Below are 22,806 nucleotides of genomic sequence, written 5' to 3'. Positions count from 1 at the left end.
GAGGGCCTCTCGTCGGGATCTTGCCGGGCTCGCGAGCCCCACCAGCCGGACCCCGCCCCCGACGCGACAAGATCCCCACGAGAGGCGCTAGGTTCGTAGGGTGCAGTCACCCGCCGAGTCGCCCCGCATCGTCCTGCTCACCACCAGCCATCGGGTCGCCCCCGGGCTGCTGTCCTGGCCCGCCTGGCAGGCGCTGCACGGCGCCGCCCGCGTGCTGTGCGCGGACGAGGCGCACCCGCTGCTCCCGTACCTGCGGGAGGCGGGCGTGGAGGTGCGGGTCTCCGAGGCGCTGCCGGACGCCCGGGAGCTGGTCGACGCGTGCCTGGCGGACGGCGGCAGCATCGTGGTCGTCGCCGCCGCCGAGGGCGAGCCCCGGCTGACCGACGGCCTGGCCCGGCTCGCGGGCTCGGGCGCGCAGACGATGCCGGAGCTGGAACTGCTGCCCGGCTCCTACGACCTGCCCGGCGCCCGGCTGCTCGACCTCGTGCAGGTGATGGACCGCATCCGCGCCGACTGCCCCTGGAGCAGCGTGCGCACCAGCGAGGACCTGGCGAAGCACGGCCTTGAGGAGATGTACGAGCTGGTCGAGGCGATCGAGGAGGGGGACCGGGAGGCGCTCCGCGAGGAGTTGGGCGACGTGCTGCTCCAGGTCGTCTTCCACGCCCGCATCGCCCAGGATGATCCGGACGAGCCGTTCTCGGTCGACGACGTCGCGGGCACCTTGGTGGGCAAGCTCGTCCACCGGCATCCGCACGTCTTCGGCGATGCGTCGGCCGAGACCCCGGAGGACGTCCGGGCGCACTGGCTGCGGACGAAGGCGGTGGAGAAGGGGCGTTCCTCGGTGACCGAGGGCGTGCCGGTGGGGCAGCCCGCGCTGGCGCTGGCGGCGAAGCTGGCGGGACGGGCGCGGAGCGGCGGGCTGGACGTGCCGGTGCCGGAGGGTTCCGGCCCCGGGTACGCGCTGCTGGCGCTGGCGGTGCGGGCCGAACAGGAGGGCGTCGACCCCGAGACGGCGCTGCGCGCCGCCGCCCGCGCCTACCGCGACGCGATCCGTGCGGCGGAGGGCGTGGCGGACTGACGCCACGCGTTTCCGCGGCCCGGACCGGCGCTGCGGGCATATGCCCTGCTGAGCACGTGTCCGCCGGACGGAGCAGCTCGTGGGCGGAACGGGCAGGCGCGGCACGTGCGTTGCCGAACTCTTGACGCGGCCCGGACAACCGCTAAGGTCTAGACCAAGTCGACCTCGATCGTCAGTTCGCGATCCGGCGGGTGCGGGAAGGCGCCCCGCTGGTGACGACCTCACCACTGGCCCCGTGTGATCTGGCTGAGCCCCCCACTGACCCCACTCGACGAAGCTGCCGAACAGCGGTTGCCGGCCGCGACCGTCCCCCTCGGCGGTGGCTTCGAACATGAAGGAGTTGGCATGAACACGAAGCGAAGGCTGGCTGCTGTGATCGGCGCGGGCATCGCCCCGCTCGTCGCGGTGAGCCTCCCGGCCGGCACGGCCAGTGCGCACGGATACGTGGACTCGCCGTCGAGCCGCCAGGCGCAGTGCGCCGCGGGCGTCGTCGACTGCGGCCAGATCAAGTACGAGCCCCAGAGTGTCGAGGGCCCCAAGGGCCTCAAGAGCTGTAGCGGCGGCAACGGTCCCTTCGCCGAGCTCGACAACGACAGCAAGGGCTGGAAGGTCACCCCGATCGCGAGCAAGACCACCTTCACCTGGAGACTCACGGCCCGTCACGCGACGAGCACCTGGCAGTACTTCGTCGGCGGCCAGAAGGTGGCGGAGATCAACGACGGCGGAGCGCAGCCGCCGTCGAGCGTCAGCCACCAGGTGGACTTCGGCAGCCTCAAGGGCAAGCAGAAGGTGCTCGCGGTCTGGAACGTCGCCGACACCGGCAACGCGTTCTACTCCTGCATCGACGTGAACATCGGCGGCAGCGGTGACCCCGACCCCGGTGGGCCCGACCCGCAGAAGTGCACCGCCGGGCCTTGGAACGCCGGGACCGCCTACAGCGGCAGCGACACCGTCACCCACGCGGGCCACACCTGGCGCGCCAAGTGGTGGGTGAGGGGCGAGGAGCCCGGCGCCGGCGGCGAGTGGGGCGTCTGGCAGGACCTCGGGGCCTGCACCGCGTAGTACCGCGCCGTACCGCGCAGGTGGTACCGGCCAGCAGCAGCTGCGGCCGGCCTGCGGTCCGCGCCCCGTCCCGGGAGGTTCACCCGGGGCGGGGCGCTCGCGTGCGTACGCCCGGGGCGTGCCGGGCAGCCCTCCGGTGTGCGAGTGCGACGGTGGTGCGCACGCCCTCCCGGCGGCCGTGCCTGCGTGCCAACGGCGGCCCAACTCCTTCCGTGTGCGCGGGCACATCTATGCTGGCCGCAGGCGAGTGCCCTTGGGACGGCCACCCGCCGACACAACCGGACGGGGAGTGCCTCCGTGCGGCGACGGAAGGGCACCAGGCAGTGACTCGCACCCGCACGGCAGCGATATCGGCATTCGGCGCGCTGGCGCTCACGCTCGCTCTCGCGGGCTGCGGCGGCGACGGCTCGGACTCCTCGGACTCCTCGTCCAAGGACGCCGCGACATCGGCCGCACCCGAGACGGCTCCGGCGAAGGCGCCCGAGGACGACGCGGGCGAAAGCTCCCCTTCGGCCACGCCCGAGAAGGTCAGGATGACGCCGCCGGGCACCAAGCTGAAGATCGGTGAGACCGCCGTCGTCCCCTACGACGACGGCGGCAGCAAGGGTGCTGTCGGCATCACCCTCACCCGTGTGGAAAAACTCGACAAGGCCGCCTTCGACGAGGCGATGGGCGACGATGCCGACCCGGGAGTCACGCCTTACTGCCTCCGCTACACCGTCACGAACGCGGACGGCAGCGACCTCGGCGGCATGACCGGACCCACCCTCTCGGGCGTCGGAGCGGACGGGGGCCTCACCGGGGCGCTGGTCTTCGGCGTGGACATGCCCGAATGCGCGGACGAGGTCGGGCCCGAAGAGTTCGCCACGAAGGGCGAGAGCTACGAGACCGGCCGCGTGCAGGGAGCCGGACCCGGCTTCACGGTCGCCGGCGCCGACTACTCGGACGACACCTACGAAGACGACCCCATCGTCTGGACCCCGTAACCCGCACGGCGCACCGCGCCCGGACGGGGCGGCCCTCAGCCGCCGTGCAGGGCCGCGTCCAGCTCCGCGCGGCCCGGCAGCCGGGCGCCCGGCCGGGTGCAGGCGAGCGCGCCGGCCGTCACGGCCTGCCGCAGCATCTCCCGCAGTTCGCCGCGCTCCGTCGGCAGCCGCACCCGGTGAACGCCGTCCCCGCCCGGCACCAGCAGGGCCGCGAGGAGCGCGGCGTGGAAGGCGTCGCCCGCGCCGATCGTGTCGGCCACCTCGACGCGCGGCGCGGGTACGGTGACCTCCCCGCCGCCGGAGCTGCAGCCGGAGCCGTCTCCGTAGCCGGTGGTGAACCCCGTCGCCCCCGCTGCGCCGTGCGTGACCACGACCAACGAGGGCCCCAGCCGCAGCAGTTCGCGGGCGGCCACCCCGACGGCGCGGTCCGGGTAGAGCCACGCCAGATCCTCGTCGCTCGCCTTGGCCACGTCCGCCGCCGCCACCACCTCCTCGGCCGCCCGGCGGTACGCCGCCCGGTCCGGCTGCACGCTCGGCCGCACGTTGAGATCCACCGCGACCGCGCCGCCGGGCCGCGCCCGCACGGCCCGGCACGCCGCCAGCACCCGCGCCGCGCCCGGCTGCACCACCACGGCCAGCGAGCCGGTGTGCAGCAGCCGCACCTCCGGCGCGACCGGCAGGTCCACCGGGTCCCAGGCGGCCAGGAAGTCGTACGTGGCGCCGCCGCTGGCCTCGTCCACGTACGCCAGGGCCAGGGTGGTACGGCCCGAGGCGCTTCCGGCGCGGACGACCGGGACACCGGCCTCCCGTACGAAGTCGCGCACCAGCGCACCGGGCGGGTCGTCGCCCCAGCAGGTGGTCAGCGTGACCGGGCGCCCGAGCCGGTGCAGGCCCAGCGCCACGTTCGCGGGACTGCCGCCGGGCAGCGGCGTGATGGACGCCGACCCGGCCCGCCACACGAGGTCGACCAGCACCTCCCCGATGACGGCGGCGGTCACGCGGCGACCTCGGGCGCGGGCTGGGGAGGGGCCATGGGGGTCGCCTTTCGGTCGTGCGGGGCGCCGGTGCGGTCAGGCCGTACGCCGCCGGTCCGCCCTGCGGCGGACCCCGGCACGCGGCGGCCGGGCTCGGCGGGAACACCTTCGCGCGGCAGCCGCCCCGGACGGCGGGCTGGAGATCCACATTCTCGAAGCGCGCTTCTCGCGGCGTCAAGAAGGCCGACCGGCCCTGCCCGCCGCCGTGCGCCGTACGGCCGTACGCGAACGATTCGCGCAGGGTTCACCCGCCGTGCGCCCAGGTGTTGCGCGCGGCGGACGGCCATGGGGCACAGTTGCGCACTCTGCTGCCGGAGTGTGGAGAGACCATGGGCATGTGGCGGGGACGCGCGCGTGATCCGCTGGCCGCGTGCGCGGCGACCTGCGCGGCCTACCTCGCGGGCCTCGACGCCGCCGCCCCGGACGCCGGCCCGGAGGCCTCCGACGCCGCGCGGCTGCGCCTGGCCGCCGCGCTCGGCACCCTGCTCACCACCCGCACCTTCGACGCCCTGCTGCACGCGGGAGACGCCGCGCTGCGGACGGGCGGCGCGCGCGAGGCGGACCTCGCCCTCCACCTGGCCGACACGGCCCTTGCGGCGCGCCGCAAGTCCAAGGGCGCCTGGCGGCTGCGGGCCCGCGCGCTGGAGGCGCTGGACCGGCCCGTCGCGGCGGCCGAGGCGTACGAGGGCTACCTCGCGCTGTCGCAGGGCGCCGCCGCCGACGAAGTCGCCCTGCACCTGGGCACGTTGCGCGAGAAGCACGCCTGCCTGACCGAGGCCGCCAGGCTCCTCGGCGCGGACGGCCCCCTCGCGGCGGCGCTGGAGGCCGAGCGTCCCGGCGCCGAGGTGCGCGAGGCGTTCACCGCCCAACTCGGCGCCCGGATGCGGGAGCGCGGCGCGGGCGACCCCGAGGTGCGGCGGCTCGCGGCGCTGTACGCCGCCCACAGCCGTCTGGAGGCGCAGCCCCGCATGGCCGACCCGCTGCTGGCGGGCACCGAGCCGTGCGGTGCGGGGGAGCTGCGCGGGCTGCTGGCGGACCGCAGCGTGTGCGTGGTCGCCGACACCACTCCCGCCGACACCGCACCCGGCGAGGGCGGCGCGGCGCTGGCGGCGGCGGTCGACGCGTACGACCTGGTGGTCCGCTGCGACGGCTATCGCAAGGGCGGCCCGGCCACCGGCACGCGTACGGACGTGCACGCCGTGGGCGCCGTCGCCGACGGGCGCACCCCGCGCTGGCACGAACAGGTGCGCGTACGGCTGCTGTTCGCCGACTCGGGGGACGACTGGCGGAGCGCCCAGCGCCGACTGGTCCCCGGCGCCCAGCGCTACGCCGGGGACGCGGCGCTGCGCCGCCCGGTCGCCGACCCCGCCCTGATCGGCGAGGACGGCTGGGGCGCGCGGCCCACCACCGCCTTCACGGTGCTGCGCCTGCTGGACTTCCTGGACGTCAGCGCCGCCATCGATCTGATCGGCTACGGGCAGCCCGGCCGACTCCGCGAGAAGGAGAGGGAATGGGTCACGGCCCACACCAGGAACGTCGACCTCGGCGGCCTGCGGACCTCGCTCCGGTGAGTGGCGCCCCGCGCCCGGCGGCGGCCACCGGCAAGCGCCGGATCGCCCTCGCCTGCCACACCGACCGCGCCCGGCTGCCCGGCCTGCTGGCGCTGCTGCGCAGCCTGGCGCTGACCAACCCCTGGCTGTGCGAGGACTTCCTGCTGCTGCACGACGGGCTGGAGGAGGCCGAACTGGACGCGGCCCGGCGGCTGCACCCGCGCGTCGTGCCGCACCGCGCGGCCTCGCGCGGCGCGTACCTGCGTGCCTTCCGGGACGCGGACGCGGACGCGCGGGGTGAGGGCACCGGCCCCGCCTACGACACGGTGCTCGCGTTCACGACCGGCATGGTGGTGCTCGGCGACCTCGGTGAACTGCTGCGGCTGCGGTACGGCGCCGCCGCCGTCCCCCAGCCGCTCGACGGCGGGGAGCGGACCGTACGGGAGGACGGCCTGTTCGTCCTCCAGCGCGGCGCGGGCGACGGCGGGCCCGCCACCGTGCTGGACGCCCGCTTCGACTTCCTGGCGCGGCGGCTCTACGACGACGCGCCCGTACCGGCCGAGGCCGTCGTCCTCAACTTCGGCACGCCGGAGGAGACGGGGGAGACGGGGGAGGACGCGGTAGGGGAGACGGGGGAGCGCGCGGCGGGCGGCGGCCACCGCCCCTGGGCGGCGCCACGCGCCGGATACGGCCCCGCCGAACGGGCGTGGCACCGCTTCGACCTGGCCGACGACGCGTTCCACCGCGCGTACTGCGCCCTGCGCGTACGCCGCCACCCCGACTACTTCACCCACTGCGTCACCCCCCTGCTGCGCGACTCCCGGCCCTCGATCAACCTGGCCCGCGAGACGGCCGGGGTGCACCTGGAGAAGGGGCGCTACGAGGAGGCCGTCGAGGTGCTCTCCCTGGTGGCCGACCGGGCGCAGGCCAACCAGCCGCGCTTCCACGAGACGTACGGCACCGCGCTGCTGGCCCTCTCACGCCACGACGAGGCGGAGACCCACCTGCTGCTGGCCACCGCCGCCCCGGCCGTCGCCGCGCGGGCATACCGGCAGCTGGCCCGGCTCGCCTGGCTGCGCGGCGACGACGCGGGAGCACGCGCCTACGCCCGCGAGGGGCTGGACGCCGAGCCGACCCACCGGGGCTGCCGCTCCCTGCACCTCGCGGGCACCGGCGCCCAGCAGCCGGACCCCGCATCCGCCGCGCCCGCCGCACCGGCCCCGCCTGCCGCCGAGCAGTACGCGCACGTGGCCCTCTTCTCCACCGGCCAGGAGAACGCCGGGGACAAGGTGCTCCCCGAGGCCGTCCGGATGTGCCTGGACACCGACACCGGCCCGCGCCGCTGGCACTCCGTCCACGTGCACCGCCTCTTCGACGAACAGGCACTGGCGGAGGTGAACGCGCGGCGAGGCGTGATCATCGGCGGCGGCGGGCTGTTCCTGCCGGACACCTGGCCGAACGGCAACAGCGCCTGGCAGTGGAACGTCCCGGACGAGCTGCTCACCCGGATCACCGCCCCCCTGGCGGTCTTCGCGGTCGGCTACAACGCGTTCGAGGGGCAGGAGTACGGGCGTACCCGCTTCACCCGCAGCCTGCGCACCCTGGTCGAGCGGTCGGCCTTCTTCGGGCTGCGCAACCACGGCTCCGTGCGGCGCGTACGGGACCTGCTGCCGCCGGAGCTGCGGGACAAGGTGCGCTGGCAGCCCTGCCCCACCACCGTCGCCCGCCGGCTCGACCCGGACTGGCGCGACCCCGGGCGGCGGGCGGAGACCGTACTGCTCAACTGCGCCTACGACCGGGCGGGCCTGCGCTTCGGGCACGACTACGGCCACTTCCTCGCCCAGCTCGCCGCCTCGGTACGGAGCCTGCGCGAGCACGCGGAGGTCCGGTACGCGGCGCACATGCCCGCCGACGAGCGCCTCGTCCACGACCTGCGCCGGGAGCACGGCCTCACCCTCCCGGTCGATCCCCTCCACGACCTCACCAACGGCGAGATCCGCGACCACTACGCCCGCACCCGGCTGGTGATCGGCATGCGGGGCCACGCGACCATGATCCCGTTCGGCTGCGGCACCCCGGTGCTCAGCCTGATCTCGCACCCCAAACTGGCGTACTTCCTCGACGACATCGGCCGCCCCGAGTGGGGCGTCTCGGTCCACGAACGGGACCTGGGCGCGCTGCTCACCGAACGGGCGCTGGCCCTCCTGGCCGACCACCCGGCTGCGGTAGCCGACGTGCACGCCCGCCAGAGCGAGCTGTGGCAGGTCACCCGGGACAACCTGGCCGAACTGACGAAGCATTTCGCCTGACGGCGGCACGCCGGGGCCGTGTCCGGACGGACACTCGTATCGTTGTACCGCACGGCTGCGCGTACTGAGTGCGGCGGGGAGGGAGCGGCACCGGTGACCGTCGAGATGACCGACAGGATCGATATGGCTGACGCTGACACATCCGGGCTGGAGGAGGAGCTGTGGCTCCTTGACCGGATGGGGGTCCCCGAGGGCTTCAAGGCCGAGATCGTCGAGGGGGCCGTGGTCGTGTCGCCACAGCGGAACACACACTGGGACATCATCGAACTGGTCCTGCTCCAGCTGAAGGAGTGCTTCGGGCGCCGGGCGAAGACCAAGTCCGATGTGTTGCTCCCCCTCCCTGGAAAAGGCAATGGATTCGCCCCCGACCTGCTGAAACTCTCCGACGGGGCGATGCTTGACGCTACGGGCCGCTGGAGTTACCGCGACGTCGAGTTCGTGCTGGAGGTCATCTCCCGGGAGACCCGGGACAACGACTACGGCACCAAGCGGAAGGCGTACGCCCAGGCGGGTGTCCCGGTGTATCTGATCGCCGACCCCTACACCGGGAAGTGCCACGCCTTCGGCCGTCCGGACGGCGAGGTCTACGAGAGCGAGCTGACGGTGAAGTTCGGCGAGGACCTCGATCTGGCGCCGCTCGGCATGGAGTTCCGGCTGGAGACCGAGGACTTTCCCCGCGACTGACCGCCCCGCCCCCAGCACCGCCACCCCCGGCGACGCGGCGCGCCCGCGCGGCCCCCCACCTGCCCGTATACGGTCGGTGCGTGCACCACGAACCCTCCGCGCCCGTCGCTCCGCCGCCGCCCCCGCTCTTCGACTGGGAGTTCGCCACCGACCCCTACCCCGCGTACGCCTGGCTGCGCGAGCACGCGCCCGTACGCCGGACCGAACTGCCCAGCGGGGTCGAGGCGTGGCTGGTCACGCGCTACGCGGACGCCCGGCAGGCGCTCGCGGACCAGCGGCTGAGCAAGAACCCGGGGCACCACCGGGAGGGCGGCGCCGCGCACGGCAAGGGGAAGGTGGGGATTCCGGGGGAGCGCAGCGCGAACCTGATGACGCACCTGCTCAACATCGACCCGCCGGACCACACGCGGTTGCGGCGGCTGGTCTCCAAGGCGTTCACGCCCCGGCGGGTGGCCGCCTTCGAACCCCGGGTCCAGGAGCTGACCGACCGGCTGATCGACGCCGTCCTCGCCCGGCGGCCCGGTGCGGGCGGCGTCGGTGCGGAGCCGGGCAGCGCGGACCTCATCCACGATCTCGCCTTCCCGCTCCCCCTCTACGCGATCTGCGACCTGCTCGGGGTGCCGCCCGAGGAGCAGGACGACTTCCGCGACTGGGCGGGCATGATGATCCGGCACGACCGGGGGCCGCGCGGCGGTGTCGGCCGGGCGGTCAAGAAGATGCGCGCGTATCTGGCCGAGCTGATCCACCGCAAGCGGCGGGACCCCGGGGACGACCTGCTCTCGGGGCTGATCCGCGCCTCCGACCACGGCGAGCACCTCACCGAGAACGAGGCCGCCGCGATGGCGTTCATCCTCCTGTTCGCCGGTTTCGAGACCACGGTGAACCTCATCGGCAACGGCACCTGCGCGCTGCTGCGCCACCCGCGCCAGCGGGCGTACTGGGAGGACGCGGTGGCGCGCGGTGACGAGGCGGCGCAGACCGTCGCGGTCGAGGAGATGCTGCGCTACGACGGGCCGGTGGAGATGGCCACCTGGCGATTCGCCACGGAGGCGCTGGAGTTGGGCGGCCGGCGGGTGGAGCCCGGCGATCCGGTGCTGGTGGTGCTGGCGGCGGCGGACCGCGACCCGGCCAGGTTCGCGGGGCCCGACGTGCTCGACCTGGCGCGACGGGACAACCCGCACCTGGGCTTCGGGCACGGCGTGCACTACTGCCTGGGCGCCCCGTTGGCCCGGCTCGAGGGCCGGATCGCGCTCGGCACCCTCTTCCGGCGGCTGCCCGATCTTCAACTGGCCGTGGAGCCAGCCGATTTGCGGTGGCGCGGCGGCCTGATTATGCGCGGATTGCGGACTTTGCCCGTGACCTTTACGTGATACGCGCGACATTCGCTTGTGACGGGCGGGACGCGCCGCTACGTTCGATGCTCGATCGGTCTGCCAACGGCCGTTCGGTCTACAGCTGTCTTACGAGAGGCATCACATGCGCTCCGGGAACGGCCGTCACCGACGGCCCCGTCAGGCTCCCGCCTTCTTCGTCGCGGCGGGGGTGACCGGCGCCGGGATCGCCATGCCGCTGCTCGGAGCGGGTGCGGCACAGGCGGCCGACGACGGTACCTGGGACCGCGTCGCCCAGTGCGAGAGCGGCGGACTGTGGAGTTCCAACTCCGGCAACGGCTACTACGGCGGCCTCCAGCTGACCCAGGAGTCCTGGGAGCAGTACGGGGGCCGGGACTTCGCGGAGCGGCCCGATCTGGCCAGCCGCAGCCAGCAGATATCCGTGGCGGAGAAGATCCTCGCCGACCAGGGTCCGCGTGCCTGGCCCAGCTGCGCGGTCACCTCCGGGCTGGGCGACGCGGCCCGGCAGCTCCCGGACGCCCTTCCCGGTGCCGACCAGGACCCGGCGCCCGAGAAGCCCTCGTCCGGCGAGCAGACGCCCGAGTCCGGTGACACCGGCACTCCGCCGGAGTCCGGCGAGCCGTCCCCGGAGGAGTCCGCCGCCAAGAAGCCCGCCGGTTCTTCGGACAAGGCGGACCGTGGCGGGCCGAAGGGCTCGGACGCGGCCGACGGCTCCGACCGTGCCGACGCGTCCGACCGCTCCGCCACGCCGGAAGGCTCCGGCGACGCCTCCGGCACCGACGCCGGTGCCCCCGACTCCGGCGACGGCTCCGGTGACGCGCGCGACGGCGGCGAGACGGCCGCGCCCGCTCCCGGCGAGGACCGGGACCGCCGGGACGCCGACGCGCGCGGCAAGCACCGCGGCGCGCCCGACGCGCGCGAGCGGGGCGACGCGGACCGCTCCTCGCGCGGCTCGCACGGCAAGGACGGCCCCCGCGGCGAGGACGGGAGGGACGTGTCGCCGGGCGACGCCTACCGGGTGCAGGACGGCGACTCCCTCTCCGCGATCGCCGCGGACCTCGGGCTGGACGGCTGGACCTCGCTCTACGACGGCAACCGCGACACGGTCGGCTCCGACCCGGACCTGATCCTGCCGGGGCAGCGGCTTTCGCTGTGACATGACTCTCGTGGGAGGTGTCCGGAAAAGGACTTTGGTCCTGACCGGCGTCCCGGCGATGACCTGCGCAGAGTGTCGCCCTTGCTGTCAAGATGTCTGAATTGGTAAGGAAAGAAGGTCCTTGAGGCTTTTGCTCTGACGCCCTTACGGTCGTTCACGCTCGCCTGATCCGGCGGGCACCCGAACGTAAGGAAGACGCGCGCATGTCCACTGTGACCCGCAAGGCCACCGCCCGTATCGCCACGCTCGCCGGTGCCGCCGCCCTCGCCGTCGCGGCCCCGCTCACCGTCGCGAACAGCGCCCAGGCGGCGTCCGCGCCGGCCGCGGCCTCCGCCAACTGGGACGCCATCGCGCAGTGCGAGTCGGGCGGCGACTGGCAGATCAACACCGGCAACGGCTACTACGGCGGACTTCAGTTCTCGCAGTCCAGCTGGGAGGCCGCGGGCGGCACCGCGTACGCGCCGCGCGCCGACCTGGCCGGCAAGGAAGCGCAGATCGCCGTCGCGGAGAAGCTGGCGGCCCTCCAGGGCATGAGCGCCTGGGCCTGTGCCTGACGGGGGCGCCCGCGCCTGATCCGAACCAGAGACCCTGGAGGAAGGTAAACGCTCCGTTACGGACCTGTTCCGTAACGGAGCGTTTTCTTTACCAGCGGAACAAACGCTTCGGTCCGCCAGCCGGATAGGCTGCGGGTGCAGAAGCCATATACACACGAAGGAGAACCTCGTGCCGTCCATCGACGTCGTCGTAGCCCGCGAGATCCTCGACTCGCGAGGCAACCCCACGGTCGAGGTCGAGGTCGGCCTCGACGACGGCAGCACCGGCCGTGCTGCCGTCCCGTCCGGCGCTTCGACCGGTGCCTTCGAGGCCCTCGAACTCCGCGACGGCGACGCCAACCGCTACGGCGGCAAGGGCGTCGAGAAGGCCGTTCTCGCCGTCATCGAGCAGATCGGCCCGGAGCTGGTCGGCTACGACGCGACCGAGCAGCGCCTGATCGACCAGGCGATGTTCGACCTCGACGCCACGGCCGACAAGTCCTCGCTCGGCGCGAACGCCATCCTCGGCGTCTCCCTCGCCGTCGCGCACGCCGCCTCCGAGGCGTCAGACCTGCCGCTCTTCCGCTACCTCGGCGGACCGAACGCGCACCAGCTGCCCGTCCCGATGATGAACATCCTCAACGGCGGCTCGCACGCCGACTCCAACGTGGACATCCAGGAGTTCATGATCGCGCCGATCGGCGCGGAGTCCTTCTCCGAGGCCGTCCGCTGGGGCGCCGAGGTCTACCACGCGCTCAAGGGCGTGCTCAAGGAGCGCGGCCTGGCCACCGGCCTGGGCGACGAGGGTGGCTTCGCCCCCAACCTGGGCTCCAACCGCGACGCGCTCGACCTCATCCTGGAAGCCGTCAAGAAGGCGGGTTACACCCCCGGCCAGGACATCGCGCTGGCGCTGGACGTCGCCGCCTCCGAGTTCTACTCGGACGGCACCTACACCTTCGAGGGCGAGAAGCGCTCCGCCGCCGACATGACCGCGTACTACGAGGAGCTGGTGGCCGCGTACCCGCTGGTCTCCATCGAGGACCCGCTCTTCGAGGACGACTGGGAGGGCTGGGCCGGCCTGACCGCCAAGCTCGGCGACAAGGTGCAGCTCGTCGGCGACGACCTGTTCGTCACCAACCCCGAGCGCCTCGCGCGCGGCATCGAGGAGAAGTCCGCGAACGCGCTGCTGGTGAAGGTCAACCAGATCGGTTCGCTGACCGAGACGCTGGACGCCGTGGAGCTGGCCCAGCGCAGCGGCTTCAAGTGCATGATGTCCCACCGCTCCGGCGAGACCGAGGACGTCACCATCGCCGACCTGGCCGTCGCCACCAACTGCGGCCAGATCAAGGCCGGTGCCCCCGCCCGCTCCGAGCGCGTCGCCAAGTACAACCAGCTGCTGCGCATCGAGGAGATCCTCGACGACGCCGCGGTCTACGCGGGCCGCTCCGCCTTCCCGCGCTTCAAGGGCTGACACGCTGCCGGACCCTACGTCCCCGCCGCCGTTCCCGTACGGTGGCGGGGACGTACGTACGTGACGTGCCGAAGCGCCCGGGCCCCTGCGCGGCGCCGCAGGCGCTCGCGAGGACAGAGGCAGGGGGAGGAACGTGCCCGCGGACCGGTTCTCGACCGCGACCAGGCTCAGGGCGCTCGGCTCGCAGACCGCCGAACGCGTCTACCGCGCGCAGAGCCGCCGCGTGCGCGCACCGCGCCGCAGCCGCCTCACCGGCCGGGCCGCGCTGCTCGCGCTCGTCGTCTGCTCGATGGTCGTGGCGCTCGCCTACCCGATGCGCCAGTACGTCTCGCAGCGCGCGGACATCGCGGACCAGCGGCGCCAGGCCGGCGAGACCGGGGAGCGGGTGCGGGACCTGCGCGAGCTGAAGGCGCGCTGGCAGGACGAGGCGTTCGTCGAGCAGCAGGCGCGCGCACACCTGCACTTCGTGCGGCCGGGCGAGGTGAGCTACATCCTCCCGGACGGCACCCCCCGGTCCGGCCTGCCCCAGGACCACGGCGGCACCGACCGGCCCTGGTACGAGAAGCTCTGGAACGGTGTGGACAAGGCCGACTGACACCCGCCACGTTTCCGGCCCGCCGCCCCGTCCCTTTCACCCCGCCCCGCCCGACGTCCCCTCCGACCACCCTGGACCGCCCCATGCACACTCCGCCGCCGCCGACCGCGCCCACGCCGCCCACCGACGCCGACATCGCGGCCTTCCGCGCCCAGCTCGGCCGCCCGCCGCGCGGGCTGCGCGCCATCGCTCACCGCTGCCCCTGCGGGCAGCCGGACGTCGTCGAGACGGCGCCCAAGCTGGAGGACGGCACGCCGTTCCCCACCACGTACTACCTGACGTGCCCGCGCGCCGCGTCCGCGATCGGCACGCTGGAAGCCGACGGCGTGATGCGGGAGATGACGGCCCGGCTCCAGGAGGACGCCGAACTGGCCGCCGCCTACCGGGCCGCGCACGAGGACTACCTCGCCCGCCGGGACGCCATCGAGGTGCTGACCGGCTTCCCCAGCGCGGGCGGCATGCCTGATCGGGTCAAGTGCCTGCACGTGCTGGTGGCGCACGCGCTGGTGGCCGGGCCGGGCGTGAACCCGCTGGGGGACGAGGCGCTGGCGCTGCTGCCCCCGTGGTGGCGCAAGGGCCCCTGCGTGCCGCTGCCGGACGGGGCGGGGCCCGAGCCCGCACCGGAGCAGCAGCAGCCCGAGCCCGAGCACGAGCAGGGAGAGCGCCCATGACCCGCGTCGCCGCCGTCGACTGCGGCACCAACTCCATCCGGCTGCTGGTCGCCGACGCCGACCCGCGCACCGGCACCCTGGCGGAGCTGGACCGGCGGATGCAGATCGTCCGGCTGGGCCAGGGCGTGGACCGTACGGGCCGCCTCGCGCCGGAGGCGCTGGAGCGCACGTTCGCCGCCTGCCGCGACTACGCCGCCGTCATCCGCGAACTCGGCGCGGAGCGCGTCCGTTTCGTCGCCACCTCCGCGTCCCGGGACGCGGAGAACCGCGCGGACTTCGTACGCGGGGTGCGGGAGACGCTCGGTGTCGACCCCGAGGTGATCACGGGGGACGAGGAGGCGGCGTACTCCTTCGCGGGGGCCACCCAGGAACTGGGCGTGACGGCGGGGCAGGGCGGGGCGGCCGGGACTGCGCACGAGCCGCCGTACCTGGTGGTGGACATCGGCGGCGGCTCGACGGAGTTCGTGCTCGGCGGGGACGACGGCCGGGTGCGGGCGGCCCGTTCGGTCGACATAGGCTGCGTCCGGCTCACCGAGCGCCACCACCTGTCCGACCCCGCCACCGGGCGGCAGCTCGACGCCGTACGGGCCGACATCGCCGCCGCGCTGGACCAGGCGGCGGAGACGGTGCCGCTCACCGAGGCGCACACCCTGGTCGGGCTGGCCGGCACGGTCACCACGCTCGCCGGCATCGCGCTCGGGCTGCCCGCGTACGACTCGGCCGCCATCCACCACTCGCGGCTGACCGCCGGGGAGGTCCACGAGATCGTCGCCCGCCTGACCGGCTCCACACACGCCGAGCGCGCCGCGATCCCCGTCATGCACCCGGGCCGGGTCGACGTGATCACGGCGGGTGCGCTGATCCTGGCGGCCGTGCTGGAGCGCACCGGTGCCGCGGGGCTGGTGGTGAGCGAGCACGACATCCTGGACGGGATCGCTCACTTCACGGCGCGCGAGGCGCGTTGAGGGGCGGTACCCGGCGGTGCTGGTGTCGGGCGGAGCGTCACAGGTTGCGGTAGACGTCCCGCCGGTCGCCCACCTTGACGACGAGGATGACGAGTTCACCGTCGTTGATCTGGTAGGCGATCCGGTAGCTTCCGACCCGGAGCCGGTAGAGCCCCGACGGGCCGGTGAGTTTCTTGGTGTCGGCGTCCTGGCGGTACGGGTCGTCACCGAGTGCGGTCAGCGCGGTCAGGATGCGCATGGCGTCGGGCCGGGCGATGGCCCGGAGCTGCCGCTGTGCCGCCGTGGTGAACCGGAAGGCGTATTTCACGCCGCCTCGCCGTCCTGCTCGCTGAACAGGTCCGCCAGCAGTTCCGCCATGGTCACGGTGGTGCCGCCCTCGGCCAGCACCGCTTCGGCCTCGCGCGCCAGCATCACGTCGGCCGCTTCCTCCAACGCCTCGAAGTCCGAGATCGGGACCACGGCTGCCACCGGGGCGCCGTTGCGCGTGATGACGGTCGGGACGCCTTCCTCGGCCCGGTTGATGTGGTCGGCGAGGTGTGCGCGTGCTTCCCGTACGGTCACGGTGTTCTCAGTCATGAGGTCAGTGTACGCGTGTGCGTGTACACATGTATCTGAGCGATGCTCGACGGGATCGCGCTCCACACGGCACTCGATGCGCGGTAGGAGGTCAGGGCGTGTGGATGCTCCGGCACTGCGTGCCGGGGAGCTCGGCACTCCGTGTCGAAAAGAATGTTTGTGAAGTCCTTCACAAGAAAAAATCCCCGGTCAGGCCCGTTCGAGGGACGTAAGAGCCGGATAAGACCCACCTGACTCCCCCGCGTGGCGGCGGAGGCGCGTACGGCCCCGCCGGGCCGCTCCGCCCCGGTGCGGCTGGTCTACCCGCGAGTCGGGGGAGACGTGCAGCTCACACCCGGTGCCCTCGTCGCGCCGAGCGCTGCGGTTCGCTGTGGCGACGGCCCTGCCCGGGACGGCGGCGGGGAGTGTAGCAGAACACCCGGGGGTGCTTGTGAACACCCTCACGAGCACCCCCCTCCTGGGTGCTGGATACTCGATGGCATGAGCACCACGGAGCGTCCTCGAATCCTCGTAGTAGGTGGCGGGTACGTCGGCTTGTACGCGGCGCGCCGCATTCTGAAGAAGATGCGCTACGGCGAGGCGACGGTCACCGTCGTCGACCCGCGTTCGTACATGACGTACCAGCCTTTCCTTCCCGAAGCAGCGGCTGGTTCCATCTCCCCCCGCCACGTCGTGGTCCCGCTGCGGCGCGTGCTCCCCAAGGCCGAGGTGCTGACCGGCCGCGTCTCCACCATCGACCAGGACCGGCGGGTGGCCACGGTCGTCCCGCTGGTGGGCGAGTCGTACGAGATCCCGTTCGACTACCTCATCGTCGCCCTGGGCGCGGTCTCCCGCACCTTCCCGATCCCCGGCCTCGCCGAGAACGGCATCGGCATGAAGGGCGTCGAGGAGGCCATCGGCCTGCGCAACCACGTGCTCGAACAGCTCGACAAGGCCGACTCCACGACGGACGAGGACATCCGCCGCCGGGCGCTGACCTTCGTCTTCGTCGGCGGCGGCTTCGCCGGTGCGGAGACCATAGGCGAGATAGAGGACATGGCGCGCGACGCCGCCAAGTACTACCCGAGCGTCAAGCGCGAGGACATGCGCTTCCTGCTCGTCGACGCCGCCGACAAGATCCTCCCGGAGGTCGGCCCCAAGCTCGGCGAGTGGGGGCTCGAACACCTGCAGAAGCGCGGTGTCGAGGTCTACCTCAAGACCTCGATGGACTCCTGCGTCGGCGGCCACGTGGTGCTCAAGAACGGCCTGGAGGTCGACTCCAACACCATCGTGTGGACGGCCGGCGTCAAGCCGAACCCGGTGCTGGCCCGCTTCGGCCTGCCGCTGGGCCCCCGCGGGCACGTCGACACCACGGCCAGGCTCCAGGTCAAGGGCGTCGACTACATCTGGGCCGCGGGCGACAACGCGCAGATCCCGGACCTCGCCGCGGGCGAGGGCAAGTGGTGCCCGCCGAACGCACAGCACGCGCTGCGCCAGGCCAAGACGCTGGGTGACAACGTGATCGCCGCGCTGCGCGGCTTCCCGCAGAGCGACTACAAGCACGCCAACAAGGGTGCGGTCGCCGGGCTGGGGCTGCACAAGGGCGTCGCGATGATCGTCGTGGGCAAGATGAAGATCAAGCTCAAGGGCCGGCTGGCCTGGTACATGCACCGCGGGTACCACGGCATGGCCGTACCGACCTGGAACCGCAAGATCCGCGTCCTCGCCGACTGGACGCTCGCGGTGTTCCTCAAGCGCGAGGTCGTCTCGCTCGGCGCGATGGAGAAGCCGCGCGAGGAGTTCGCCGAGGCCGCCGGTCCCGTGATGGCCGCCGCGACCGCCGGGCGGACCACCGGCGCCGCCAAGCTGGCGCCGCCGCTCGCGCCGGAACCGGGCGCCGGGGCGGAGGCGGCGGAAGCCGTCAAGGGCGAGAAGGCCAGGGCGAGCTGACGGCCCGCCGGGACGCACGCTGATACGCCGAAGGGGCGTGAGCCATCCGTGGTGCTCACGCCCCTTCGGCGTGTCGCGAACCGGTGGGGGAAGCTCGGACGGCATGCCGTTGTTCGACATGTCAGACGCCATGGAAGGCGTACGCCCCGAGCGGGCCGCTCATCACGGAGGTGCCCCATGTCCGACGCCGCGCCGCGGCTCCACGCCCTTGCGGAGAAGGTGCTGAGAACGCCCGTCCCGGTACGCATCCGGGCCTGGGACCGCAGCGAGGCAGGCCCGCCGGGCGCACCGACCGTCGTCATCCGTCATCGGCGCGCACTGCGCCGCATCCTGTGGCGGCCGGGCGAGCTGGGCCTGGCCCGGGCCTGGGTGGCGGGCGAGATCGACATCGAGGGCGACCTGTACGAGGCGCTGGACGGCATCTCCCGGGTCCTCTGGGAGCGCGGCGGCGCCCCCGAACCCGCCCGCGGCCTGCCCGCGCTCGCGCGCGACCCGGCGGTACGGTCCGCCGCCCGCGAGCTGGTACGCCTGGCCGGGCCCTGGCCGCCCCCGCCGCCCCCGTCCGAGGAGGTGCGCCACCGCACCGGCCTGCGCCACACCCCGCACCGCGACCGCCGGGCGATCAGCCACCACTACGACGTCGGCAACGAGTTCTACGAGCTGGTGCTCGGCCCGTCGATGGTCTACTCCTGCGCCTACTGGGACGAGACCGGTCCCGCCGGCACCCTGGACGGCGCGCAGCAGGCCAAGCTCGACCTGATCTGCCGCAAGCTGGCCCTGCGCCCCGGCCTGCGCCTGCTGGACGTGGGGTGCGGCTGGGGCTCGCTCCTCCTGCACGCGGCGCGCGAGTACGGCGTGCACGCCGTCGGCGTCACGCTCTCCCACGAGCAGGCCGCGTACGCCCGCAAGCGGATCGCCGACGCCGGGCTCACCGACCGGGTGGAGGTGCGCGTCCAGGACTACCGCGAGGTGGCGGACGGCCCCTACGACGCGATCGCCTCCGTCGGTATGGCCGAGCACGTGGGCTCCGCGCAGTACCGCGCGTACGTCGCCGCGCTGCACGGGCTGCTCAAGCCGGGCGGGCGGCTGCTCAACCACCAGATCGCGCGGCGCCCCGAGCCGGACGAGGCGGCGTACGAGATCGACGACTTCATCGACGCCTACGTCTTCCCGGACGGCGAACTGGCCCCCGTCGGCCGTACCGTCGGCCTGCTGGAGGAGGCGGGCTTCGAGGTCCGTGACCTGGAGTCGCTCCGCGAGCACTACGCGCGGACGCTGCGCGCCTGGGTCGCCCGGCTGGAGGAGCACTGGACGGAGGCGAATCGATTCGTCACACCGGGGCGCGCCCGGGTGTGGCGCCTGTACATGGCCGCGTCCGCGCTCGCCTTCGAGCACAACCGGATCGGCGTCAACCAGATCCTCGCCGTCCGCACCCCGCCGGGCGGCGCCTCGGGCCTGCCGCCACGCGCCCGCACCTGGCACACGTAGCGCACGGCCGCCGTACGCGCGCCGGGGCCCGCACACCCCCCCCAGCGGGTGTGCGGGCCCCGGCCGTCACTCGGTCCTGCCGTCAGTCGGTCCTGCGTCAGGCCGTCCTGCCGTCACTCGGTCTTGATCGCGGCCAGCATGTTCAGCTTGGCCGCCCGGCGTGCGGGCCACAGTGCGGCCAGCACCCCGACCACGGCGGCGAGCAGCAGGAACACGGCCATCCGGCCCCACGGCAGGACCAGCGTGTAGGTGTCCAGCGCCGGAGCGATCAGTTCGCCGGCCGCCCAGCCGAGGAACACCCCGAGCCCGATCCCCAGCACACCGCCGAAGAGCGAGATCACCAGCGACTCGAGCCGGACCATCCGCTTGATGCCGCGCCGGTCCAGGCCGATGGCCCGCAGCATCCCGATCTCCTGGCCGCGTTCGAAGACGGACATGGCCAGGGTGTTCACGACGCCGAGGACGGCCACGATGACGGCCATCGCCAGCAGCCCGTACAGGATGTTCAGCAGCAGGCTGATGACCTGGGCGATGGACTCGGAGATGTCCTCCTTGTCCTGGACGAGCACGGCCGGGTTGTTCCCCAGCTCCTTCTCCAGCGCCTCCTTGACGGAATCGCTGGTGCCGTCCTTGGTCTTCACCATGACCTGCACGTCCTCGACCTTGGACAGGTGCGGGGTGAGCGTCTTGACGTCGACCATGGCCCCGCTCAGCAGGACGTTGCCCTCGTAGACGCCGCCGACGGTCAGGGTGTCCTTCGCGCCGTCCTCGTACGTCACCGCGACGTCCGAGCCCAGCTTCCAGCCGTAGTCCTTCGCGGTGTCGTCGTCGACGACGATCTTCTTGCCGCCGCTGAGGCCGTCCCAGGAGCCGGCGGTGAAGTCGAGTTCGGTCAGCTCGCCGACGGTGGCGCCGTTCACGCCGGTCAGCATCTCGTTCTCGCCGTCCAGGCGGGTGTCGGCCATCCGGTACGCGCTGCTGGCCGTCACCTCGTCCATGGCCTTGAGCTTCTGCTCCACGTCGGGCGAGAGCGGCCCGAAGTTGGCCATCGAGATGGTGTAGTCGGCCTTGATCGCGTCGCTGGCCATCTTGTCGATGGCGTTCTGGACGCCACCGGCGATGACCGTCAGGCCGGTGATCAGGGTGAGCCCGATCATCAGCGCGGAGGCCGTCGCGGCGGTACGGCGCGGGTTGCGCACGGCGTTCTGCCGGGCGAGCTTGCCGCTGACGTTGAACAGCCGCAGCACGGGGGCCGCCGCCGCGATCATCGGGCGGGAGAGCAGCGGCGTCAGCACGAAGACGCCGATCAGCAGCAGCGCGGCGCCGAGACCCATCAGGGCGTTCTCGCCGCTGGCACTGGCGGCGACCACCAGCGCCGCGCCGCCGCCCGCGAGGACCGCGCCGATGGAGTTCCGGACGATCAGCGAACGGGCGCTGGCGGGCGCGTGCACGCTGCCCATCGCCGCCACCGGCGGGATCTTCGCCGCGCGCCGGGCGGGCAGCCAGGCGGCCAGCACCGTGACCACGACGCCGACGACGAGCGAGGTCACGATCGCGGTCGGCGAGACGATCAGCGGACCGTCGGGCATCTCACCCATCGAACCGACCAGCGCGCGCAGTCCGACCGCGATCCCTACACCGGCGCCCAGGCCCGCGACGGCGGCGACACCGCCGACGGCGATGGCCTCGATCAGGACGGAGCGGGTCACCTGGCGGCGGCTGGCGCCGACCGCGCGCAGCAGCGCCAGTTCCTTGGTGCGCTGGGCGACGAGCATGGTGAAGGTGTTCGCGATGATGAAGATGCCGACGAAGAGCGCGATGCCGGCGAAGGCCAGCATGGCCGTCTGCATGCCGGACAGCTCGCTCTCGATGTCCTTCGACTGGTCGTCGGCGAGCTTCTGCCCGGTGACCGCCTTGGACTCGGGCGGCAGGATCTTCTCGGCCGCCGCCTCCAGCCGCGCCTGCGAGGTGCCCGCGTCGGCCCGCAGCTGGATCTCCGTGTACTCGCCGGGCTTGGCGAACAGCTTCTGCGCCGTCTCGTTGTCGAAGAGGACGAGGGAGCCGCCTGCGGCGACGTTCCCGTCGTCCGTGGTGAAGATGCCGACGATCTTCTCGTGGTGCACCGGGCCGCTGAGCGAGGTGGGCACGGTGTCGCCGATCCGGTAACCGGTGCGGTCGGCGGTCTTGGCGTCGAGGGCGATCTCGTCCGCGCTCCGCGGAGCCCGGCCGTCCTTCATCGGGTACCGGTGGTCGGTGCCCTTGCCGTCCGCGCCCGCGTAGTAGTTGGCGCCGTTGGTCCCCCAGCCGTCGCCGACGAGGTCGCCGTCCTTGTCGGACAGCCCGGCGAAGCCGGACACGACGCCGGTCGCGGACTTGGCGCCGGGCAGTGCCGCCGCCTTGTCCAGGGTCTCCTGGGTGAGGTTGGGCGCGGGGCCGAGGTTCTTCTCGTCGTCCTTGTCCGGGTCGTCGGGCTGGATGGCCACGTCGACGTGGCTGAAGCCCTTCTCGGAACTCTTCTGGAAGGCGTCCTGGATGGTCGAGGTGAAGACCAGGGTGCCGGAGACGAAGGCCACGCCGAGCATGACGGCGAGCACGGTCATCAGCAGCCGGGCCTTGTGCGCGAGCACACTGCGCAAGGCGGTACGGAACATGGGGCAGTCCTGAGAGAGGGGACCCGCCGCCCCGGGGCGCGACGCACCGCCGCACGGGGCGGTGGGCGCGCGGCGCGGGGGCGCGGGGCGCGGAGTGGGGCATGGGGTGCCGTCGGGCGGGCCCGGGCGGCAGGGGGCCGGTACGCGGTGCCGGCCGTAGCCGACCGGTGCTCAGCCGGTGGGGTGCGAGGTCAGCTGGTACGGCCGCGGGCGTCGAAGTCCTTCATGCGGTCGAGTACCGACTCGGCCGTGGGGCGCTGCATCTCGTCGACGATGCGGCCGTCGGCGAGGAAGACCACGCGGTCGGCGTACGAGGCGGCGACCGGGTCGTGGGTAACCATCACGACGGTCTGGCCCAGCTCCCGCACGGAGTTGCGGAGGAAGCCGAGTACTTCGGCGCCGGCGCGGGAGTCGAGGTTTCCGGTGGGTTCGTCGCCGAAGATGATCTCGGGGCGGGAGGCCAGGGCGCGGGCGACGGCGACGCGCTGCTGCTGGCCGCCGGAAAGCTCGTTGGGCCGGTGCTTGAGGCGGCCGGAGAGCCCGACGGTCTCGATCACCCGGTCCAGCCACTCCTTGTCGGGCTTGCGGCCCGCGATGTCCATGGGCAGCGTGATGTTCTCCAGCCCGTTCAGCGTGGGCAGCAGGTTGTACGCCTGGAAGATGAAACCGATCCGGTCCCGCCGCAACTGCGTCAGCTTCTTGTCCTTCAGCGAGGT

At 73.1% G+C, this 22,806-nt stretch carries 19 protein-coding genes and 1 pseudogene; 15 read left to right on the top strand and 5 right to left on the bottom strand.

Annotated elements, in window-relative coordinates; all coding sequences use genetic code 11:
• The first annotated feature begins 100 nt into the window (after positions 1-100).
• The 3 genes from H299_RS0122730 (at position 101) to H299_RS35695 (ending at position 3,126) form a co-directional block, all read left to right on the top strand.
• Positions 101-1,078, top strand: coding sequence for a nucleoside triphosphate pyrophosphohydrolase (locus H299_RS0122730; RefSeq protein WP_027750280.1), 978 nt, complete (start codon positions 101-103; stop codon positions 1,076-1,078).
• A gap of 345 nt (positions 1,079-1,423) precedes the next feature.
• Entirely contained in the window at positions 1,424-2,140 is a 717-nt protein-coding gene (locus H299_RS0122725; protein ID WP_027750279.1) for a lytic polysaccharide monooxygenase, read from the top strand.
• 323 nt (positions 2,141-2,463) lie between these two features.
• Entirely contained in the window at positions 2,464-3,126 is a 663-nt protein-coding gene (locus tag H299_RS35695; protein WP_486587380.1) for a hypothetical protein, read from the top strand.
• 35 nt (positions 3,127-3,161) lie between these two features.
• Here the strand turns inward: H299_RS35695 and H299_RS0122715 are convergent, their stop codons facing one another.
• Positions 3,162-4,124, bottom strand: a complete 963-nt coding sequence (locus H299_RS0122715; protein WP_027750277.1) for a PfkB family carbohydrate kinase — start codon at positions 4,122-4,124, stop codon at positions 3,162-3,164.
• A gap of 365 nt (positions 4,125-4,489) precedes the next feature.
• Between H299_RS0122715 and H299_RS35690 the strand changes: the two genes are divergently transcribed.
• The 10 genes and pseudogenes from H299_RS35690 (at position 4,490) to H299_RS0122665 (ending at position 15,446) form a co-directional block, all read left to right on the top strand.
• A complete protein-coding gene (locus H299_RS35690; RefSeq protein WP_051262740.1) occupies positions 4,490-5,731 on the top strand; it encodes a hypothetical protein in 1,242 nt (413 codons plus the stop codon).
• Positions 5,671-8,019, top strand: coding sequence for a polysaccharide pyruvyl transferase family protein (locus H299_RS0122705; RefSeq protein WP_078512957.1), 2,349 nt, complete (start codon positions 5,671-5,673; stop codon positions 8,017-8,019). Before H299_RS35690 ends, H299_RS0122705 begins: the two co-directional genes overlap by 61 nt.
• A 123-nt stretch (positions 8,020-8,142) precedes the next feature.
• Positions 8,143-8,703 (top strand): Uma2 family endonuclease, encoded by a 561-nt coding sequence (locus H299_RS0122700; protein WP_486587379.1) that lies wholly within the window; start codon positions 8,143-8,145, stop codon positions 8,701-8,703.
• An 80-nt stretch (positions 8,704-8,783) separates the two neighbouring features.
• Entirely contained in the window at positions 8,784-10,073 is a 1,290-nt protein-coding gene (locus H299_RS0122695; protein WP_027750274.1) for a cytochrome P450, read from the top strand.
• A gap of 106 nt (positions 10,074-10,179) precedes the next feature.
• On the top strand, positions 10,180-11,211 hold the full coding sequence (locus tag H299_RS0122690) for a transglycosylase family protein (protein ID WP_027750273.1): 1,032 nt from the start codon (positions 10,180-10,182) through the stop codon (positions 11,209-11,211).
• 203 nt (positions 11,212-11,414) lie between these two features.
• A pseudogene (locus H299_RS35685) lies at positions 11,415-11,762 on the top strand (transglycosylase family protein); the annotation flags it as partial.
• Between the two features lie 172 nt (positions 11,763-11,934).
• Positions 11,935-13,215: a phosphopyruvate hydratase gene (eno, locus tag H299_RS0122680; protein WP_027750272.1), complete on the top strand. Its 1,281-nt coding sequence runs from the start codon at positions 11,935-11,937 to the stop codon at positions 13,213-13,215.
• Positions 13,216-13,348: 133 nt separating this feature from the next.
• Positions 13,349-13,810 carry a septum formation initiator family protein gene (locus H299_RS0122675; protein ID WP_027750271.1) on the top strand — a complete coding sequence of 154 codons (462 nt, stop codon included), beginning with the start codon at positions 13,349-13,351 and terminating at the stop codon, positions 13,808-13,810.
• A gap of 83 nt (positions 13,811-13,893) precedes the next feature.
• The gene (locus tag H299_RS35680) at positions 13,894-14,481 is read left to right on the top strand and encodes a DUF501 domain-containing protein (protein WP_051262739.1); all 588 of its coding nucleotides are present in this window, start codon (positions 13,894-13,896) and stop codon (positions 14,479-14,481) included.
• Positions 14,478-15,446, top strand: a complete 969-nt coding sequence (locus tag H299_RS0122665; protein WP_027750270.1) for a Ppx/GppA phosphatase family protein — start codon at positions 14,478-14,480, stop codon at positions 15,444-15,446. The genes H299_RS35680 and H299_RS0122665 overlap by 4 nt, the downstream gene beginning before the upstream one ends.
• Before the next feature lie 37 nt (positions 15,447-15,483).
• Here the strand turns inward: H299_RS0122665 and H299_RS0122660 are convergent, their stop codons facing one another.
• Positions 15,484-15,753: a type II toxin-antitoxin system RelE family toxin gene (locus H299_RS0122660; protein ID WP_027750269.1), complete on the bottom strand. Its 270-nt coding sequence runs from the start codon at positions 15,751-15,753 to the stop codon at positions 15,484-15,486.
• On the bottom strand, positions 15,750-16,022 hold the full coding sequence (locus H299_RS0122655; protein ID WP_027750268.1) for a type II toxin-antitoxin system Phd/YefM family antitoxin: 273 nt from the start codon (positions 16,020-16,022) through the stop codon (positions 15,750-15,752). Before H299_RS0122655 ends, H299_RS0122660 begins: the two co-directional genes overlap by 4 nt.
• Positions 16,023-16,502: 480 nt before the next feature.
• On the opposite strand from H299_RS0122655, the gene H299_RS0122650 reads away from it, so the two are divergent.
• Positions 16,503-17,951: an NAD(P)/FAD-dependent oxidoreductase gene (locus tag H299_RS0122650; RefSeq protein ID WP_027750267.1), complete on the top strand. Its 1,449-nt coding sequence runs from the start codon at positions 16,503-16,505 to the stop codon at positions 17,949-17,951.
• A 177-nt stretch (positions 17,952-18,128) separates the two neighbouring features.
• The gene (locus H299_RS0122645) at positions 18,129-19,439 is read left to right on the top strand and encodes an SAM-dependent methyltransferase (protein ID WP_027750266.1); all 1,311 of its coding nucleotides are present in this window, start codon (positions 18,129-18,131) and stop codon (positions 19,437-19,439) included.
• Positions 19,440-19,552: 113 nt separating this feature from the next.
• On the opposite strand, the gene H299_RS0122640 is transcribed toward H299_RS0122645, so the two are convergent.
• Together H299_RS0122640 and H299_RS0122635 are read right to left on the bottom strand one after the other, a co-directional pair.
• Complete coding sequence (locus tag H299_RS0122640) at positions 19,553-22,090, bottom strand: ABC transporter permease (RefSeq protein ID WP_027750265.1); 2,538 nt, start codon at positions 22,088-22,090, stop codon at positions 19,553-19,555.
• 191 nt (positions 22,091-22,281) lie between these two features.
• The coding region (locus H299_RS0122635) for an ABC transporter ATP-binding protein (protein ID WP_027750264.1) at positions 22,282-22,806 on the bottom strand (525 nt) is incomplete at its 5' end.

The organism is Streptomyces sp. CNH287 (genome assembly GCF_000424825.1).
This window is presented reverse-complemented; position numbering and strand designations above follow the sequence as displayed.

Coding starts and splice junctions, on each gene's coding strand:
- H299_RS0122725 (WP_027750279.1), top strand. CDS start 1,424: ATGAACACGAAGCGAAGGCTGGCTGCTGTGATCGGCGCGGGCATCGCC.
- H299_RS35690 (WP_051262740.1), top strand. CDS start 4,490: ATGGGCATGTGGCGGGGACGCGCGCGTGATCCGCTGGCCGCGTGCGCG.
- H299_RS0122705 (WP_078512957.1), top strand. CDS start 5,671: ATGGGTCACGGCCCACACCAGGAACGTCGACCTCGGCGGCCTGCGGAC.
- H299_RS0122700 (WP_486587379.1), top strand. CDS start 8,143: ATGGCTGACGCTGACACATCCGGGCTGGAGGAGGAGCTGTGGCTCCTT.
- H299_RS0122690 (WP_027750273.1), top strand. CDS start 10,180: ATGCGCTCCGGGAACGGCCGTCACCGACGGCCCCGTCAGGCTCCCGCC.
- H299_RS35680 (WP_051262739.1), top strand. CDS start 13,894: ATGCACACTCCGCCGCCGCCGACCGCGCCCACGCCGCCCACCGACGCC.
- H299_RS0122665 (WP_027750270.1), top strand. CDS start 14,478: ATGACCCGCGTCGCCGCCGTCGACTGCGGCACCAACTCCATCCGGCTG.
- H299_RS0122655 (WP_027750268.1), bottom strand. CDS start 16,022: ATGACTGAGAACACCGTGACCGTACGGGAAGCACGCGCACACCTCGCC.
- H299_RS0122650 (WP_027750267.1), top strand. CDS start 16,503: ATGAGCACCACGGAGCGTCCTCGAATCCTCGTAGTAGGTGGCGGGTAC.
- H299_RS0122645 (WP_027750266.1), top strand. CDS start 18,129: ATGTCCGACGCCGCGCCGCGGCTCCACGCCCTTGCGGAGAAGGTGCTG.
- H299_RS0122640 (WP_027750265.1), bottom strand. CDS start 22,090: ATGTTCCGTACCGCCTTGCGCAGTGTGCTCGCGCACAAGGCCCGGCTG.